This window comes from Crossiella sp. S99.2 (genome assembly GCF_023094165.1).
Lineage (GTDB): Bacteria > Actinomycetota > Actinomycetes > Mycobacteriales > Pseudonocardiaceae > Crossiella.
Map to the genome: position 1 here is coordinate 359,971 of NZ_JALMDK010000004.1, position 14,359 is coordinate 374,329.

The 14,359-nt window shown below is 70.9% G+C and carries 13 protein-coding genes; 5 read left to right on the plus strand and 8 right to left on the minus strand.

From position 1 onward, the window contains the following. Positions 1–25: 25 nt before the first annotated feature. The 6 genes from MZC64_RS17455 to MZC64_RS17480 all read right to left on the minus strand — a co-directional run bounded on the left by MZC64_RS17455 (position 26) and on the right by MZC64_RS17480 (position 8,810). On the minus strand, positions 26–2,077 hold the full coding sequence (locus tag MZC64_RS17455; protein WP_247757764.1) for a DNA topoisomerase IV subunit B: 2,052 nt from the start codon (positions 2,075–2,077) through the stop codon (positions 26–28). A gap of 103 nt (positions 2,078–2,180) precedes the next feature. Continuing rightward, a complete protein-coding gene (locus tag MZC64_RS17460) occupies positions 2,181–3,530 on the minus strand; it encodes an MFS transporter (protein WP_247757765.1) in 1,350 nt (449 codons plus the stop codon). A gap of 71 nt (positions 3,531–3,601) precedes the next feature. Continuing rightward, positions 3,602–3,946 (minus strand): YciI family protein, encoded by a 345-nt coding sequence (locus MZC64_RS17465; protein ID WP_247757766.1) that lies wholly within the window; start codon positions 3,944–3,946, stop codon positions 3,602–3,604. 180 nt (positions 3,947–4,126) lie between these two features. Next, positions 4,127–6,301, minus strand: a complete 2,175-nt coding sequence (locus MZC64_RS17470; RefSeq protein WP_247757767.1) for a M28 family peptidase — start codon at positions 6,299–6,301, stop codon at positions 4,127–4,129. Between the two features lie 60 nt (positions 6,302–6,361). Next, the gene (locus MZC64_RS17475) at positions 6,362–8,113 is read right to left on the minus strand and encodes an ATP-binding protein (protein ID WP_247757768.1); all 1,752 of its coding nucleotides are present in this window, start codon (positions 8,111–8,113) and stop codon (positions 6,362–6,364) included. Next, positions 8,103–8,810: a response regulator transcription factor gene (locus MZC64_RS17480; protein ID WP_247757769.1), complete on the minus strand. Its 708-nt coding sequence runs from the start codon at positions 8,808–8,810 to the stop codon at positions 8,103–8,105. The genes MZC64_RS17475 and MZC64_RS17480 overlap by 11 nt, the downstream gene beginning before the upstream one ends. Before the next feature lie 124 nt (positions 8,811–8,934). On the opposite strand from MZC64_RS17480, the gene MZC64_RS17485 reads away from it, so the two are divergent. From MZC64_RS17485 to MZC64_RS17500, 4 genes are read left to right on the plus strand one after another with little or no spacing between them, the layout of a single operon-like run. Continuing rightward, the gene (locus MZC64_RS17485) at positions 8,935–9,498 is read left to right on the plus strand and encodes a hypothetical protein (protein WP_247757770.1); all 564 of its coding nucleotides are present in this window, start codon (positions 8,935–8,937) and stop codon (positions 9,496–9,498) included. Further along, complete coding sequence (locus tag MZC64_RS17490) at positions 9,485–10,591, plus strand: peptidoglycan-binding domain-containing protein (protein WP_247757771.1); 1,107 nt, start codon at positions 9,485–9,487, stop codon at positions 10,589–10,591. The genes MZC64_RS17485 and MZC64_RS17490 overlap by 14 nt, the downstream gene beginning before the upstream one ends. Next, positions 10,588–11,271 (plus strand): ABC transporter ATP-binding protein, encoded by a 684-nt coding sequence (locus MZC64_RS17495; RefSeq protein WP_247757772.1) that lies wholly within the window; start codon positions 10,588–10,590, stop codon positions 11,269–11,271. The genes MZC64_RS17490 and MZC64_RS17495 overlap by 4 nt, the downstream gene beginning before the upstream one ends. Next, entirely contained in the window at positions 11,268–12,470 is a 1,203-nt protein-coding gene (locus MZC64_RS17500; RefSeq protein ID WP_247757773.1) for an ABC transporter permease, read from the plus strand. The genes MZC64_RS17495 and MZC64_RS17500 overlap by 4 nt, the downstream gene beginning before the upstream one ends. Here the strand turns inward: MZC64_RS17500 and MZC64_RS17505 are convergent. Further along, positions 12,467–12,853: a VOC family protein gene (locus MZC64_RS17505; RefSeq protein ID WP_247757774.1), complete on the minus strand. Its 387-nt coding sequence runs from the start codon at positions 12,851–12,853 to the stop codon at positions 12,467–12,469. The genes MZC64_RS17500 and MZC64_RS17505 overlap by 4 nt on opposite strands. Here MZC64_RS17505 and MZC64_RS17510 point away from each other — a divergent pair. Further along, positions 12,852–13,331: a hypothetical protein gene (locus tag MZC64_RS17510; protein WP_247757775.1), complete on the plus strand. Its 480-nt coding sequence runs from the start codon at positions 12,852–12,854 to the stop codon at positions 13,329–13,331. The genes MZC64_RS17505 and MZC64_RS17510 overlap by 2 nt on opposite strands. An 11-nt stretch (positions 13,332–13,342) precedes the next feature. On the opposite strand, the gene MZC64_RS17515 is transcribed toward MZC64_RS17510, so the two are convergent. Continuing rightward, positions 13,343–14,290 carry an aminoglycoside phosphotransferase family protein gene (locus MZC64_RS17515; protein ID WP_247757776.1) on the minus strand — a complete coding sequence of 316 codons (948 nt, stop codon included), beginning with the start codon at positions 14,288–14,290 and terminating at the stop codon, positions 13,343–13,345. Positions 14,291–14,359 lie beyond the last annotated feature (69 nt).

The window sequence follows — 14,359 nt, forward strand, 5'->3', positions numbered from 1 at the left end:
TGGCTCCTCTAGGAAAACGTGCGCCTCAGGCGTCGATCGCGGCCCGGTCGACCCTGGCCGCCGAGTCGACCAGCCAGTTGCGCCGGGGCTCGACCTTCTCCCCCATCAGCAGCTCCAGCGCGGCTTCGGCGGCTTCGGCGTCGTCCAGGGTGATGCGGCGGACCGAGCGGGTGGCCGGGTTCATGGTGGTGTCCCAGAGTTCCTCGGCGTCCATCTCGCCGAGGCCCTTGAACCGGGGCACCGGGGTGACGATCTGCTTGCCCGCCTTCTCCAGCTTGGTGACGGTGTTCTCCATCTCGCGCTGGGTGAAGGTGAAGATGGTCTCGCTGTTGCGGCCCTTGGTGGTGATCTTGTGCAGGGGCGGCATGGCGGCGTAGAGCCTGCCGTCCTCGATCACCGGGCGCATGTACTTGGCGAACAGGGTGATCAGCAGGGTGCGGATGTGCGAGCCGTCCACGTCGGCGTCGGCCATCAGGATCACCCGGCCGTAACGCATGGTGGTCAGGTCGAAGGTGCGGCCGCTGCCCGCGCCCAGGACCTGGACGATGCTGGAGATCTCGGCGTTGCGCAGGGTGTCGGCCAGGCTGGCCTTCTGCACGTTGAGGATCTTGCCGCGCAACGGCAGCAGCGCCTGGTACTCCGAGACCCTGGCCATCCGGGCCGAGCCGAGCGCGCTGTCTCCCTCGACCAGGAACAGTTCGCTGCGGGCCACGCCGGTGGTGCGGCAGTCGACCAGCTTGGGCGGCATGGCCGCGCCTTCGAGCGCGGTCTTGCGGCGGGCGGCGTCCTTCTGCTGCTTCTGGGTGAGCCGGACGCGGGCGGCGTCGACCACCTTCTGCAGCACGGTCTTGGCCTCGACCTTGCTGCGCTTGTCCTCGGTCCAGGCTTTGATGTGCCGTTCCACCACGTTCTGGATGACCTTGGTGATCCCGGCGGTGGAGAGTTCGTCCTTGGTCTGGGAGGTGAACTGCGGCTCGGGGATGCGCACGTGGATGACCGCGGTCATGCCTTCGAGCACATCGTCGAGCTGGGGCAGGTCTTCCTTGGGCTTGAGCAGGCCGCGGCTCTTGGAGATGGCCTCCTGCAAGGCTTTCAGCGCCGCCCGGTCGAAGCCGCGGCGGTGCGTGCCGCCGTGCATGTTGCGGATGGTGTTGGTGAAGCACTCCACGGTGCGCTCGTAGCCGGTGCCCCAGCGCAGCGACACCTCGACCTGGGCGGTGCGTTCCACTTTGGACCGCATGACGCCGTTCTCGTCGGCGGCGTTCTCGGTGTAGGTGCCCTCGCCGTTGGCGTGGATGATCGCCGAGACCGGCTTGTCACCCGAAGGCGTGAGGAACTCCACCATGTCGGCCAGGCCGTTGGGGAAGTGGAAGGTCTCCTCGGTGATGCCGCCCTCGGTGACATCGCGCAGCACGTAGGTGACGCCGGGGACGAGGAAGGCGGTGTTGCGCAGTTTGCCGCGGACGGCCTCGCGGTCCAGCGCGGCGCCGTTCTCGAAGTAGCGGGCGTCGTGCCAGTACCGGATGGAGGTGCCGGTGGACTCGTTGCGCTTCATCTTGCCGGTGACGTTGAGCCCGGAGACGCGGGTGAACTTGGCCTTGGGGCCGGGTCCGTCGAACTCGCCGGGCACCCCGTGCGCGAAGGACATCTGGTGCACTTTGCCCTCGCGCTTGACGGTGACGTCGAAGCGGTGCGAGAGCGCGTTGACCGCGGAGGCGCCGACGCCGTGCAGGCCGCCGGAGGTCTTGTAGCCGGAGCCGCCGAACTTGCCGCCGGCGTGCAGCCGGGTGAGCACCAGTTCGACGCCGGAGAGGCCGGACTTGGCGTGCACCCCGGTGGGGATGCCGCGGCCGTCGTCGTCGACCTGGACGCTGCCGTCGGCGTGCAGGGTCACCACGATCCTGGCCGCGTGCCCGGCGATGCCCTCGTCGGTGGAGTTGTCCACGACCTCGGTGAAGAGGTGGTTGATACCCCGGCTGTCGGTGGACCCGATGTACATGCCGGGCCGTTTGCGCACGGCTTCCAGACCCTCCAGATGGGTCAGGTCGTCGGCCCCGTAAAGGGTCTCAGCAGTCACAGGGTCGTTCTCCCGGATCGTGGCACGAGGTGATTCGCCAGCATGACACCGTACTTGAGCCTAGCCGGGTGCTCCGACAGTCCTGTGCGGCCCTGTGCGGACATCAGGAAATGTCGGGCCTTGGCCTGACCGGCATGGCGACGACCAGGGTAGCCAGGACCGCGGTGATCGTGCCCAAGACGAAGAAGAGAGGTAGGCCACCTGCGGCGGCGAGGGCGCCGAAGACGGCGCTGGCGACCGAGCTGCCCAGCGTCCGGGCGAGCGAGTTGAGCCCGTTGGCGGCGGCGGCCTGCGCCGGTGGGGTGGCGTCCAGGATGAGCGCGGGCATCGCCGAATAGGCCAGGCCGGCGCCGCCGGAGATGACCGTGGTGGCCAGCACCACGTGCCAGAGCGAGCTGTCCATGGCCAGGCGCAGGGCGAAGCCGAGCACGACCCCGGCGGTGCCGATGAGCAGGGTGAACCTGCCCCCGCGGCGGGTGATGAGCCGGGCGGCGACCGGGGACAGGGCGGCCATCAGCAGGCCGCCGGGCAGCATGCACAGGCCGGAGAGGACCACGGAGAGTTCGTACCGGGTCTGTAATACGGTGACGGTGCCGAGGAAGTTGACGAACAGCGCGAACCCGGTGAGGAACGCGGACAGGTTGGTCAGCAGCACGGAGGCTCTGGCGGCCAGCCGGAGGTCGACGATGGGCGCCCGGCGGCGTAACTCGACCAGGCCGAAGACGGCCAGGCCGAGGGCGGCGGCGCCGAGCAGGCCCAGGGTCAGCGGGGAGTCCCAGCCCCATTCGGCGCCGCGGCTCAGCGGCAGCAGCAGCGCGGTGAGCGCGAGGACCAGCAGGGTGGCGCCGACCAGGTCGACCGGGGCGCGTTCGCCGTTGGTGGGGACCTCGGGCACCAGCCACCAGACCGCGGCCAGCGCGGGCAGGCCGGCCAGGAAGCAGACCCAGAAGAGTCCGTGGAAGCCCCAGACGTCGGCGACCAGTCCGGCCAGCGGCAGGGCGACCGCGCCGCCGATCCCGAGCATGGCGCTGACCAGTGCGATCCCGCCCGCCCGGCGTTCCGGCGGGACCAGTGCGGCGATCAGGCTGATGCCCAGTGGAATGGCCACTGTGGACAGTCCCTGGATCGCCCGGCCGACGATCAGCAGGGTGAGGTCGGCGGTGAGCGCACAGAGCAGCGAGCCGAGCAGGAAGGCGAGCACGGCGAGCAGCAGAACCCGTTTGCGGCCAAAGAGATCGGCCAGCCGGCCGAGCAGCGGGTTGGCCACCGCCCCGACCACCACGGTGACGGTGACCAGCCAGCTGGTGGTGGCCGGGGAGGTGCCGAGCCGTTCGGGCAGGCCGGGCAGGACCGGGATGAGCATGGTGTGGGTGAGCAGGGTGACCAGCGCGGTGAACGCGAGGACCGTGGTCAGCAACCCGGTGCGGGTGGCGGGCTCGCGCAGTGTGGTCACCCGGCCACCCTACGTTCCGTGGCTCGGCTCCTCTGCCGTCGGAGGATCTCCAGGTGCGGGGAATCTCCAGGTCAGCCTTGGTGCATGCCGCCGGTCCACAGCGGCCGGATCTCCACCGAGCCACCCGCGATCGCGCCGGGGTGGCCCTTGGCGATCTCGACCGCCTCGTCCAGGTCGGCGCACTCGATCAGCACGAAGCCGGCGATCTGCTCCTTGGTCTCGGCGAAGGGCCCGTCGGAGAGCAGCACCTCGCCCTGGGCGCCCAGGCGCAGTGTGGTGGCGTCGGTGCTGGGCTGGAGGATGCCGCCGCCCTTGGTGATGCCGCGTTCGGCCAGGTCCTGGCCCCAGGTGCCGCAGCCCTCGGTGTTCTCCTCGGCGCGGCTCTCGTCCTGGCAGATCAGCAACAGGTACTGCATGGTCGTTGTCCTTTCTCGCGAACCCGGTACTCCCCCACGACGAACGGGCCCGCGGTCAATCGACAGGTCCGGCGACGAGCTGTGTCCACGATACGACCATCTACGCGGTATATGACGGCTTCCGATATATACAGCTCCGGGAACTCTGCCCGGCCGCGGCCGGGCAGAGTTCCCGGAGGACTACTTGCCGTTCGGGTACAGGTACTTCTCCGCCGGGATGACCGTGCCGCGGGCCCAGGCGTCGAAGAAGCCGCGCAGGTCCTTGCCGCTGACCTGCTGGGCCAGTGCCTCGAACTGCGGCCAGGTGGCGTTGCCGCCGTTGTGTTCGCGGATCCAGCGCTTGAGCAGGCCGAAGAATGCCTGGTCGCCGACGGTGCGGCGGAGGGCGTGCATCATCACCGAGCCCTTGCTGTACAGCGCCGGGTCCAGTTCCTTGCCGGGGCCCGGGTCATACAGCGGGACCTTCCAGAACTCGGGCTTGTTCCGGTTGTCCTCGATCATGCCGCGGTAGAAGCCCTTGTCCAGGTCGGCGCCGTTGCGTTCCTCCCAGAGCTGGTTGGCGTACTGGGCCACGCACTCGTTGAGGCAGGCGTTGCGCCAGTCGGCGACCGAGACGGCGTTGCCGAACCATTGGTGGGTCAGCTCGTGGGCCATGGAGGCGTCCCACATGCCGCCGGAGTAGGTGGGGCGGCTCTGGGTTTCCAGGGCGCCGAGGCCGCTGGCGTTGACGATGATGCCGCCGGTGCTGCTGAACGGGTAGGGGCCGAACAGCGAGCTGAAGTGGTCCAGCATCGGCTGCATGAGGGCCTCGGAGGCCGGTTCCGGGGTGGTGCCGCTGCCCCAGGCGTAGATCGCGGGCTTGCCGTCCTTGAGGGTGCTGGTGCGCAGGGTGAACTTGTCCACCGCGACCGTGGACAGATAGGTCGCCATGGGCGAGTCCTCGCGCCAGCGGAAGGTGCTGCGGCCGCCGGCCTTGGTGGTCTGGCCGGGTTTGCCGTTGCCGACCGCGGTCCAGCCGTCCGGGACGGTGGCGGTCAGCGCGAAGGTGGCCTTGTCCGAGGGGTGGTCGTTGGCCGGGTACCAGCTGGCGGCCGAATGCGGTTCGCCGCTGGCGCTGAAGCCGCCGCCCTGGATCGGTTTCCAGCCTTCGGTGCCGTGTTTGCCGGAGTAGCGGACGCGGACCTTGAACTTGCTGCCCTTGCGGATCCGCTGTTTCGGGGTGATCACCAGTTCATGCTCGGCCTCGCGCCGGTTGGCGGCCTGGACACCGTCCACTGTGGTCGAATCGACGGTGAATCCGTTGAGGTCTAGGTGGAACAGGTCCAGGTCGCGCTGGGCGATGGCGGTGACGGTGGTGTCGCCGGTGAGTTCGTCCGGCTTGGCCGGGTTGTAGTCGATGTTCACGTCGTAGTGCTCGACCTGGTAGCCGGAGTTGCCGTCCTTGGGGTAGTACGGGTCGCCGACCCCGGCCGGGTCCTGGGCCAGGCCCCAGACGGCGGTGATCATCGCGTTGGTGCTCATGGTCTGGACCTCGGGGTCGAGGTTGGCCAGGGTGTCGCAGGCCTTGTGGTAGCAGTCGTCCAGGGGCGTCATGAAGCCGCCGGTGGGCACGCCCTTCTCGTGGAAGGCGGTGTGGTCCGAGCCGCCGCCCGCGCCGACCTCGAAGGTGTCCTTGCCGCGGTCCTTGAAGTACTTCTGGAACAGCGGGGTGGCCGGGGTGCCGGTGTCGATCACGATGAAGAACTGTGGTTTGGGCGTGGCGACCATGTCGAAGTTGAGGTAGACCTCGATCTTCTCCCGCTGTGCCGGGGTCAGTCCGCCGACGTAGTGCCGGGACCCGACCAGTCCGCTCTCCTCAGCGCCCCACCAGGCGAAGCGCAGGTGCCGGTCGGTGGGCAGCTTGGTCTTGGCCACGGTGAGCGCGGTGGTGAGCAGGGCGGCTGAGCCGGAGCCGTTGTCGTTGAGGCCGGGGCCCTCGGGCACGCTGTCCAGGTGTGCGCCCAGGAACACGGTGCGGGACTCCTCGCCGCCGGGCCAGTCGGCGATCAGGTTGAAGCCGTCCTTGCCGTCGTGCCGGAATTTCTGCACGGTGGTGCGGAATCCGGCGAGGTCCAGGCGGGCTTTGACGTAGTCCAGGGATTCCTGGAACCCGCGGGTGCCGTGCGCGCGGTTGCCGCCGTTGCGGTCGGCGATCTGCTGGAACGCCTGGAGGTGCGGCAGCACGTCCGCATAGGACACGGCGGGCACGCCCGCGGCCGCGGTGGCGCCGGGCTGGGCGGTGGCGGGTGCGACGCCGGTGAGCACGACGGCGGCGCTGAGCAGCACCGGCAGCAGCCGTCTGAGGGGTGATCGCATGCTCGGGGAGCGTAAGCGGGAAATGTCAGGGAGTTGTTGTGCCGCGGTGAGGAGCCCGTTCTAGCGGGGCAGCCGGAGGGTGAAGGTGGAGCCGGCGCCGGGTGCGCTGGTGGCGGTGACGGTGCCGCTGTGGGCCTGGGCGAGCTGGCGGACGATGGCCAGGCCGAGGCCGCTGCCGCCGGACTGACGGCTGCGGGATTTCTCCGCGCGCCAGAAGCGGTCGAAGACCTGCGGCAGGTGCTCGGGGCTGATCCCGCTGCCGGTGTCGGCGACCTCGAAGAGCACCGCCTCGGGTTCGGCCCGCGCGGTGACGGTGACCCGGCCCCCGGCCGGGGTGTGCCGGACCGCGTTGGCCACCAGGTTGCCCAGGGCCTGGCGCAGCCGCACCGGATCCGCCCACAGGTCAGGGTCACCGTCCACTGTGGACTCCAGGTGCACGCCGGCGGCGTCGGCGGCGGCGCGGTGCGCGGAGACCAGGGTGTCCACCAGGTCGGCCACCCGGAGCTGTTCGGGGTGCACGCGCAGTTTCCCGGCATCGGCCATGGCCAGGTCCTGCAGGTCGTCGATGATGCGTTGCAGTTGCCGGGATTCGGCCAGCAGGAAGGTGATCAGCGCCTGGTCGGGCTGGGTGACGCCGTCCTCGGCGGCCTCCAGCCAGCCGCGGATGTTGGACAGCGGGGTGCGCAGCTCGTGCGCGATATCGCCGACCATGGCCTTGCGCAGTTCCTCCACCCGGGCCCGGCTCTCCGCCATCTCGTTGAAGGCCGCGGCCAGCCGGGCGATCTCGTCCCGGCCGGTGACCTGGACCCTGGCTGCGGCGTCGCCGTCCTTCATCCGTTGCGCGGCGCCGGTGAGCGCGCGCAGCGGGCGGACCAGGCGCCGGCCGGCCAGCACGGTGATCACCACGGTGAACAGCAGCACCAGCGCGGCCACCCAGAGGATCCGGGTCTGGTTGGCCGGGGACAGGTCGAGCGAGGCCGAGGGGGTGTTGCCGGGGGCGGTCACGTAGAGCACGGCGGGGGCGGCCACGAACGGGTCGAGTTGTTCCTTGCGGGCGGAGGTGAGGCAGTTGTCCACCAGTTCGCCGCCGTTGGGCGCGCTGACCGCGGGCCGGTCGAAGACCCAGGTCAGGTCGAGTTTGAGGGTGGCCCTGGACAGGCCGCGGCGGGTCAGGCAGTCGTTGAACAGCTCGTTGAGTTTGCCGATCGCGGCCAGTTCGGTGGGCTGGGGCCGGTCCAGCGCGAGCTGGGAGCAGCCGTTGACGCTGAGCGGGTTCACCGTCTCGATCTGGGTGCGCCCGTTGGGTTTGGTGGTCAGCTGGGCCAGGCCGCCGGTGCGGGTTTGCACGCAGGGCAGCGCGGCTTCGGCGGAGCGGCGCAACGCGTCCCGTTCGGCCGGGGTGAGCTGGAACGGGCCGACCGCGCGCGGGTCGATCCGGTCTCCTGGCGCGCCAGGGGCGAGCGAGCGGTCCAGGTTCAGTGGGTCGATGGTCGCGGATGCCTTGACCGGCAGCTCCTTTCCCGGATCGGTGTCCACAATGGACTTCTGTTCCGGGGTGGTGAGCGCGATCCGGCGGCCGGTGCTCGCGGCCAGTTCGCGGAGCAGACCGTCCACCTGGGACCAGTCTGGGTGGGTGGCGGCGAAGCCGACGAGCTGGTCGTAGATGCGGGCGTCGTCGGCCAGCGCGCGGCCCTGTTCCTGCTGGATGGCCACGGTGGTGGTGCGCACGGCCAGCCACGCGGTGGCGCCGACCGCGCACACCGCGATCAGGATGGAGGCGGCCAGCAGCCGCGCGAACAGGCTACGGCGCACCGCGGCGCTCGCTGTCGTCGGAGAGCTTGTAGCCCACGCCGTACACGGTGACCAGGCGGACCGGGCGGCGTGGGTCGGGTTCGAGTTTGCGGCGCAGGTTCATCACGTGCACGTCGATGGTGCGGCTGGTGATGTAGCGGTCGAACCCGTGCAGCCGTTCCAGGAGCTGTTCCCTGGTGAAGACGCGTTCCGGTTGCGCGGCAAGGGCTTCCAGCAGTCGGAACTCCCCCGGCGTGCACTCCACCGCCTCGCCCGCGCAGCGCACCTGGTGGCGTTGCGGGTCGATCTCGATGGCGCCCACCCGCAGCACCGGGTCGGCTTCGGGCCGGCCGGATCCGGTGCGGCGCAACAGGGTGCGCACCCTGGCCATGAGTTCACGCGGGCTGAACGGTTTGGTCATGTAGTCGTCCGCGCCGAGGTCGAGGCCGAGCAGCAGGTCGTCCTCGGTGGAGCGGGCGGTGAGCATCAGCACCGGCAGCGCGGATTCGGCGCGCAGGATCCGGCACACGTCCAGGCCGTCGACCAGTGGCAGCATCACGTCCAGCACCAGCAGATCGGGCTGCCGCCGCCGGACCTCCTCCAGGGCGCTGCGGCCGTCGCCGACCACCACGACCGAATGCCGCTCGCGTTCCAGGTAGCGGCGGATGAGTTCGGCCTGGTGCTCGTCGTCCTCGGCGAGCACGATGTGGGCGCACATACCGGCGATCCTAGGCTGGTCCCCGGCCCCTGGCGGCCCGCGCGGGCCGCACTTCAGGGTGAGGCCATCGGATGACGAATGGTTCCTGACAGGTTCCTGACAATCGTCGGCGACGGTGTCCGCCATGACCCGACTGATCCGCGCCGCGCTGGTCGCCTCGGCCGCGCTGGCCCTGCTGACCGCCTGCGGCCCCGAGGCCCCACCCCCGGCCCAGGTGGCCGCCCTGACCACCAGCGGCAGCGCCACCACCACCGCGCCGAGCACCACCGCCGCGACCGGTGCCGCCGAGCGGCCGCAGTTGCGGCTGGACAGTTCCGAGGAGGAGGTGAAGCGGTACTGGGCGGCCTACTTCGCCTGCCTGAAACAGAACGGGCACAAGATGTACGAGGGCCGGGGCGGGGACTCGCCCGATCAGCGGGACACCAGTCCGGCCTCGCAGGCCGCGAAGACCGCGTGTGCCGGGAAGATCCCGGTGCAGCCGCCGGAGCTGGACCAGAAGAACCCGGAGTACACCGACAACTACCGCGCCTACCTGAAGTGCATGGACGGCAAGGGGCTCAAGGTGGTGCCGATCGAGCCCTTCGGCAGCGGCTGGAACTACGCCGACACCCCGAGCAGCCTCACCGAACAGCAGCGGCACCAGGTCGAACGGGACTGCAAGATCGAGGCGTTCAGTGCCAAGAGGTGAGACCCGTCGCTGGTTCCCGGTGACCGCGGTGGCCGTGTCCCTGGTGGCCGCGGGCGGGATCGCCTGGTTCGTGCTCAGTCCACAAGGGACACCCGCCGCGCAGCCGTCCGGCCCGCCGGTGCGCACGGTCAAGGTGCAGCGCACCGAACTGAGCACCAGCCAGAACTTCCCCGGCGCCCTCGGCTTCGGCGCGGACCAGGTGGTCAAGGGCGCGGGCGCCGGTCTGGTGACCCGGCTGCCGAAGGGCGGTGACGGCACCGAGCGGGGCAAGCCGCTGTTCTGGGTCAACGACCAGCCGGTGCCGGTCTTCTACGGCGCCACCCCGCTGTTCCGCAAGCTGGAGGCCCCTGCCACCGGAGATCCGTTGCGCGGCAACGATGTCACCGTGATCGCGGAGAACCTGCGCGCCCTGGGCTACTCGATCGGCACGCAGCCCAAGACCAGCAGCCGCCCCGGGGAGTCCGGCACACCCGCCGTGTTCACCCCCGCGCTGAGCACCGCGGTGAAGAAGTGGCAACAGAAAGCCGGACTGCCCGCCACCGGCACCGTCGACATCGGACAGTTGCTGGTGCTGCCAGGGCCGTCCCGGGTCGGCACGGTCACCGCGCAACTCGGCGATCCCGCGACCGGACCGCTGCTCAAGGTCACCGGCACCACCAAGGCGGTCAGCATGGAGATCGCCGCCACCGAGGCGGACAAGGTGAAGCAGGGCGCCGAGGTGGTGATCCAGCGACCGGACACCAAGGAGGTGCCCGCGGTGATCAGGCAGGTCGGCACCGTAGTGCAGGGCGGTGGCGAGTCGGGCGGCCAGAACAGTCAGCCCAAGATCACCGTGACGGCAATGCCGAAGGACCCGGCCGCACTGTCCGATTTGGACGCTGCCAGTGTGCAGGTGCGGGTGGTCGCCGAGGCGCGGCCGAATGTCCTGGCGGTACCGGTGGGTGCGCTGCTCGCGCTGCGCGAGGGCGGGTACGCGGTGCAGTTGCCCGGCGGCGAGCTGAAACCCGTGCAGACCGGGCTGTTCGCCAAGGAACTGGTGGAGATCAGCGGCCCCGGCATCGCCGAGGGCCAGGCCGTGGTGACGGTCTCGTGAGCACCCCGGTGCTGGCCGTGCACGCCGCCGGCAAGATCCACCCGGGTGGTGTGGTCGCTCTGGCCGAGGTGTCGCTGACCGTGGAATCCGGTGAGCTGCTCGGCATTGTCGGCCCGTCCGGGTCCGGGAAATCCACTCTGCTCACCATCATCGGCACCCTGGACACGCCAACGCACGGCCGGGTGGAGATCGATGGCCAGGACGTCACCGCCCTGTCCGACCGGCGCCTGTCCGCGTTGCGCGGGCGGCGGCTCGGCTTTGTGTTCCAACAGTTCCACCTCATCGACGGCCTGTCCGCGGCGGAGAACGTGGCCACTGGGCTGCTCTACGCCGGTGTCCCGCGGCGGCGACGACGCGCCCTGGCGCTGGCCGCGCTGGAGCGGGTCGGGCTGGCGCACCGGGTGGACCACCAGCCGCACCAGCTCTCCGGCGGGGAACGCCAGCGGGTGGCCATCGCCAGGGCCGTGGTCAACCAACCGGCCCTGGTACTGGCCGACGAACCCACCGGCGCACTGGACACCGCCAACGGCCGGGCGGTGCTGGAGTTGTTGCGCGCGTTGAACCAGGAGGGCACCACCATCGCGATCATCACCCACGACCGGGACATCGCCGCCGGACTGCCGCGTCAGGTGGAACTGCGCGACGGCCGGATCATCGCCGACCGCCGGCGCCCGGCATGAGCGGCGCGGGGCCGGTGCGCCTGAGCCTGACCGACACCCTCCGCCTTGGCCTGCTCGGCATCCGCACCCGCCGGCTGCGGGCCGCGCTGTCCGCGCTGGGCATCGCGATCGGCATCGCCACCACGGTCATCGTCACCGGCGTCCCCGCCTCCAGCCACCAGGCTCTCCTGGACGAACTCTCGGCACTGGGCACCAACCTGCTGCGGGCCGAACCCGCGTCAAACCAGGACCCGCCGGTGTTGTTGCCGGACAACGCCGCCGCACTGGCCGCCCGGATCGGCCCGGTCACCGGCAGCGCCGCGGTCGCCAACACCCACGCGGTGATCCGCCGCTCCGACCGCGCCGATCCCAGTGACGGCGCGGGCATCACCGTGCTCGCCACCACCCCGGACCTACTGTCCACAGTGCACGGATCTGTCCACTCCGGACGGTTTCTGGACGCGGTCGGCGCGAAGTTCCCCACCGTGGTGCTGGGCAACCGGGCCGCCGCCCGGCTCGGCATCACCGAGGTCCACCCCGGCGAACCCGCACCGCAGCTCTACCTCGGCCAGACCTGGTTCAGCGTCACCGGTGTGCTCGCCGACCTGCCACTGCACCCGGACCTGGAACGCTCGGTCTTCGTCGGCACTCAGGCCGCACGCGAGCACCTCGGCTTCGACGGTCACCCCACCGTCGTCTATGTCACCGCCCGCGAGGACGCCATGGAGGACGTGCGCGCGGTGCTGCCCGCCACGCTGTACCCGCGGTTGCCCGGCCTGGTCCGGGTCGGCAAGCCCTCGGACGCGCTGGCCGCGAAACGGGCCACCCAGAACAACTTCGCCGGACTCTTCCTCGGCCTGGCCGGGATCGCGTTGCTGGTCGGCGGGATCGGCGTGGCCAACACCATGTTCATCTCGGTGCTGGAACGCCGCCGCGAGATCGGCCTGCGCCGCGCGCTGGGCGCCACCAGGGGGCAGATCCGCGGCCAGTTCCTCACCGAGGCGGTCGCCCTGTCCGGCCTCGGCGGCCTGGCCGGCGCGCTGATCGGGGTGCTGGGCACCCTGGGTTACGTGGCCTACCAGGACTGGCCGCCGGTGATCCCGCCGCTGTCGGTGGCCGGCGGTGTGCTGGGCGCGGTGATCGTCGGCATGGCGGCCGGGATCCACCCCGCCGCCCGCGCCGCCCGGCTGTCCCCGACCCAGGCCCTCGCCGCCGCCTAAACGGGCTGGATCAGGTCGAACCGGTTGCCGTACAGGTCCTCGAACACCGCCACCGTGCCGTAGACCTCGGCCCGCGGCTGCTCCAGGAACTTGACCCCGGCCGCGACCATCCGGGCGTGGTCGCGGGCGAAGTCCTCGGTGTGCAGGAAGGCGAACACCCGCTGCCCGGTCTGCGCGCCGACCCGGCCGAGTTCCACCGGATCCGCGGCCAGGGCCAGCAGGAACCCGGTCGGGCTCGCGCCGTCGGGCCGCACCACGACCCAGCGTGCGCCGGTGGGCAGCGCGACGTCCTCGGCCAGGGTGAAGCCCAGCGCCCCGGTGTAGAAACGGATCGCCTCGTCGTAGTCGCGGACCAGCACGGTCAGCAGACCCAGGTGCGGCATGGCTGTCCTCCTTGATCGCCGCGCGAGTCTGTCACACCCGGCCGGGCTGTCTCGTCCACCGGGCATGCAACCACTACCGACCCGCCTCGCCCTGGTCCTGTCCGCCCTGCCCAACGCCGCGGTCGGCCTGTGGGCCCTGCTCGGCCCCGCCGGCTTCTACACCGATTTCCCTGGCCTGCGCACCGGTTGGGTGGCCGCCGACGGCCCGTTCAACGAGCACCTCCTGCGCGATTTCGGCGGCCTCAACCTGGCCCTGGCCATCACCGCGATCGGCGCGCTGCTGATGGCCACCCCGGCCGCCGGCCGCTGGGCCGGGGCGGCGATCCTGGCCTTCAACCTGCCGCACGCGCTCTACCATTCCCTGCACCTGCACGCCTATCCGCAGCTCACCGACCAGGTGCTGATCGCGACCACCACCTGGGCCGCGGCCGCGCTGGGCCTGCTCGCGCTGCTCTGGCCCACCCGCCGTACCACCTGACCGGCGGCGGTTCAGGGCCAGCCGAGCCGGCCGCGCAGCCAGTCCACCGCGGTCACGCCCTGCGCGCCCTGGAACGCGCGCAGGGTGGGCAGGCCGGGTGGGGCGGGCTGCAACGCACCGTGCGTGAAGTACCCGGCGAGCCCGGCCAGCACCGCGTTCACCGCGTCCGGATCTGCTTGCGCGGCAACGGGATGCGCCCGGAACAGCGGCTCGGGCTCCGGTCCGCCCTGCATGCGCACGCTCGGCAGCAGCGCGAGCAGGTCGATCCAGGCCGCGCCGCGGCAGGCGTGCGGCCAGTCGACCAGCACCACCCGGTCCGCGGTCAGCAGCAGGTTGTCCGCGCGCAGATCGCCGTGCAGCAAGGTGTTCCCGGCCGCGGCCGCGGGCCAGCCGGACTCCAGTTCGGCCAGCCGGTCCAGGTTACGCAGCGCCCACGGGTCCAGGCGGTCGTCGGGCTTGGCGGCGAGCTTGCGCCAGCCGCTGAAGATCCGCTCGTACTTGGCCTGGGTGTCCGGCACCTGCACCGGAGCGGGCGTCAGCGCCTCGGCCAGGTCGGCCAGGGCCACCAGCACCCGGTCCAGTTCCTCGGCGCGCCACGGGATCTCCGGTTGCCTGCCGTCGACATCGGCGAAGAGCAGCAGCACCCAGCCGTCCTGGTCGAAACTGGCCAGCAGCTCCGGCACCGGGGCCACAGTGGACAGTCCTTTGGAGACGATCGACTCGGCCCGGTGCATGGGCGCGGAGTGCTTGTTCGTGTGCCAGTCCACCGCCTTGACGAACACCCGCCGCCCGTCCGCCAGCCGCAACCGGGCTGCCACGCCAGGGGAGAACCCGCCGGACTGGCTGACCGCCTCGGTCACCGGCGCGCCCAGGAACTCCTCGACCGCGGCGCGCACCGGCGCGGCGACCTCGGTCCAGGGGCGGCGGCTACCGGTGGCGGCGGGGGCGAGTTCGGTCATGCCTCCATGATGCGGGTACCGCCAAACAGGTTTCATTCCGCCATTCCGCCCCATGACGGCCGCCCGAGC

What these genes read in the sequence shown, in the direction of transcription:
- MZC64_RS17485 (WP_247757770.1), top strand. Translation starts at nt 8,935, where the DNA reads ATGACCCGACTGATCCGCGCCGCGCTGGTCGCCTCGGCCGCGCTGGCC.
- MZC64_RS17510 (WP_247757775.1), top strand. Translation starts at nt 12,852, where the DNA reads ATGGCTGTCCTCCTTGATCGCCGCGCGAGTCTGTCACACCCGGCCGGG.
- MZC64_RS17505 (WP_247757774.1), bottom strand. Translation starts at nt 12,853, where the DNA reads ATGCCGCACCTGGGTCTGCTGACCGTGCTGGTCCGCGACTACGACGAG.
- MZC64_RS17480 (WP_247757769.1), bottom strand. Translation starts at nt 8,810, where the DNA reads ATGTGCGCCCACATCGTGCTCGCCGAGGACGACGAGCACCAGGCCGAA.
- MZC64_RS17500 (WP_247757773.1), top strand. Translation starts at nt 11,268, where the DNA reads ATGAGCGGCGCGGGGCCGGTGCGCCTGAGCCTGACCGACACCCTCCGC.
- MZC64_RS17470 (WP_247757767.1), bottom strand. Translation starts at nt 6,301, where the DNA reads ATGCGATCACCCCTCAGACGGCTGCTGCCGGTGCTGCTCAGCGCCGCC.
- MZC64_RS17515 (WP_247757776.1), bottom strand. Translation starts at nt 14,290, where the DNA reads ATGACCGAACTCGCCCCCGCCGCCACCGGTAGCCGCCGCCCCTGGACC.
- MZC64_RS17465 (WP_247757766.1), bottom strand. Translation starts at nt 3,946, where the DNA reads ATGCAGTACCTGTTGCTGATCTGCCAGGACGAGAGCCGCGCCGAGGAG.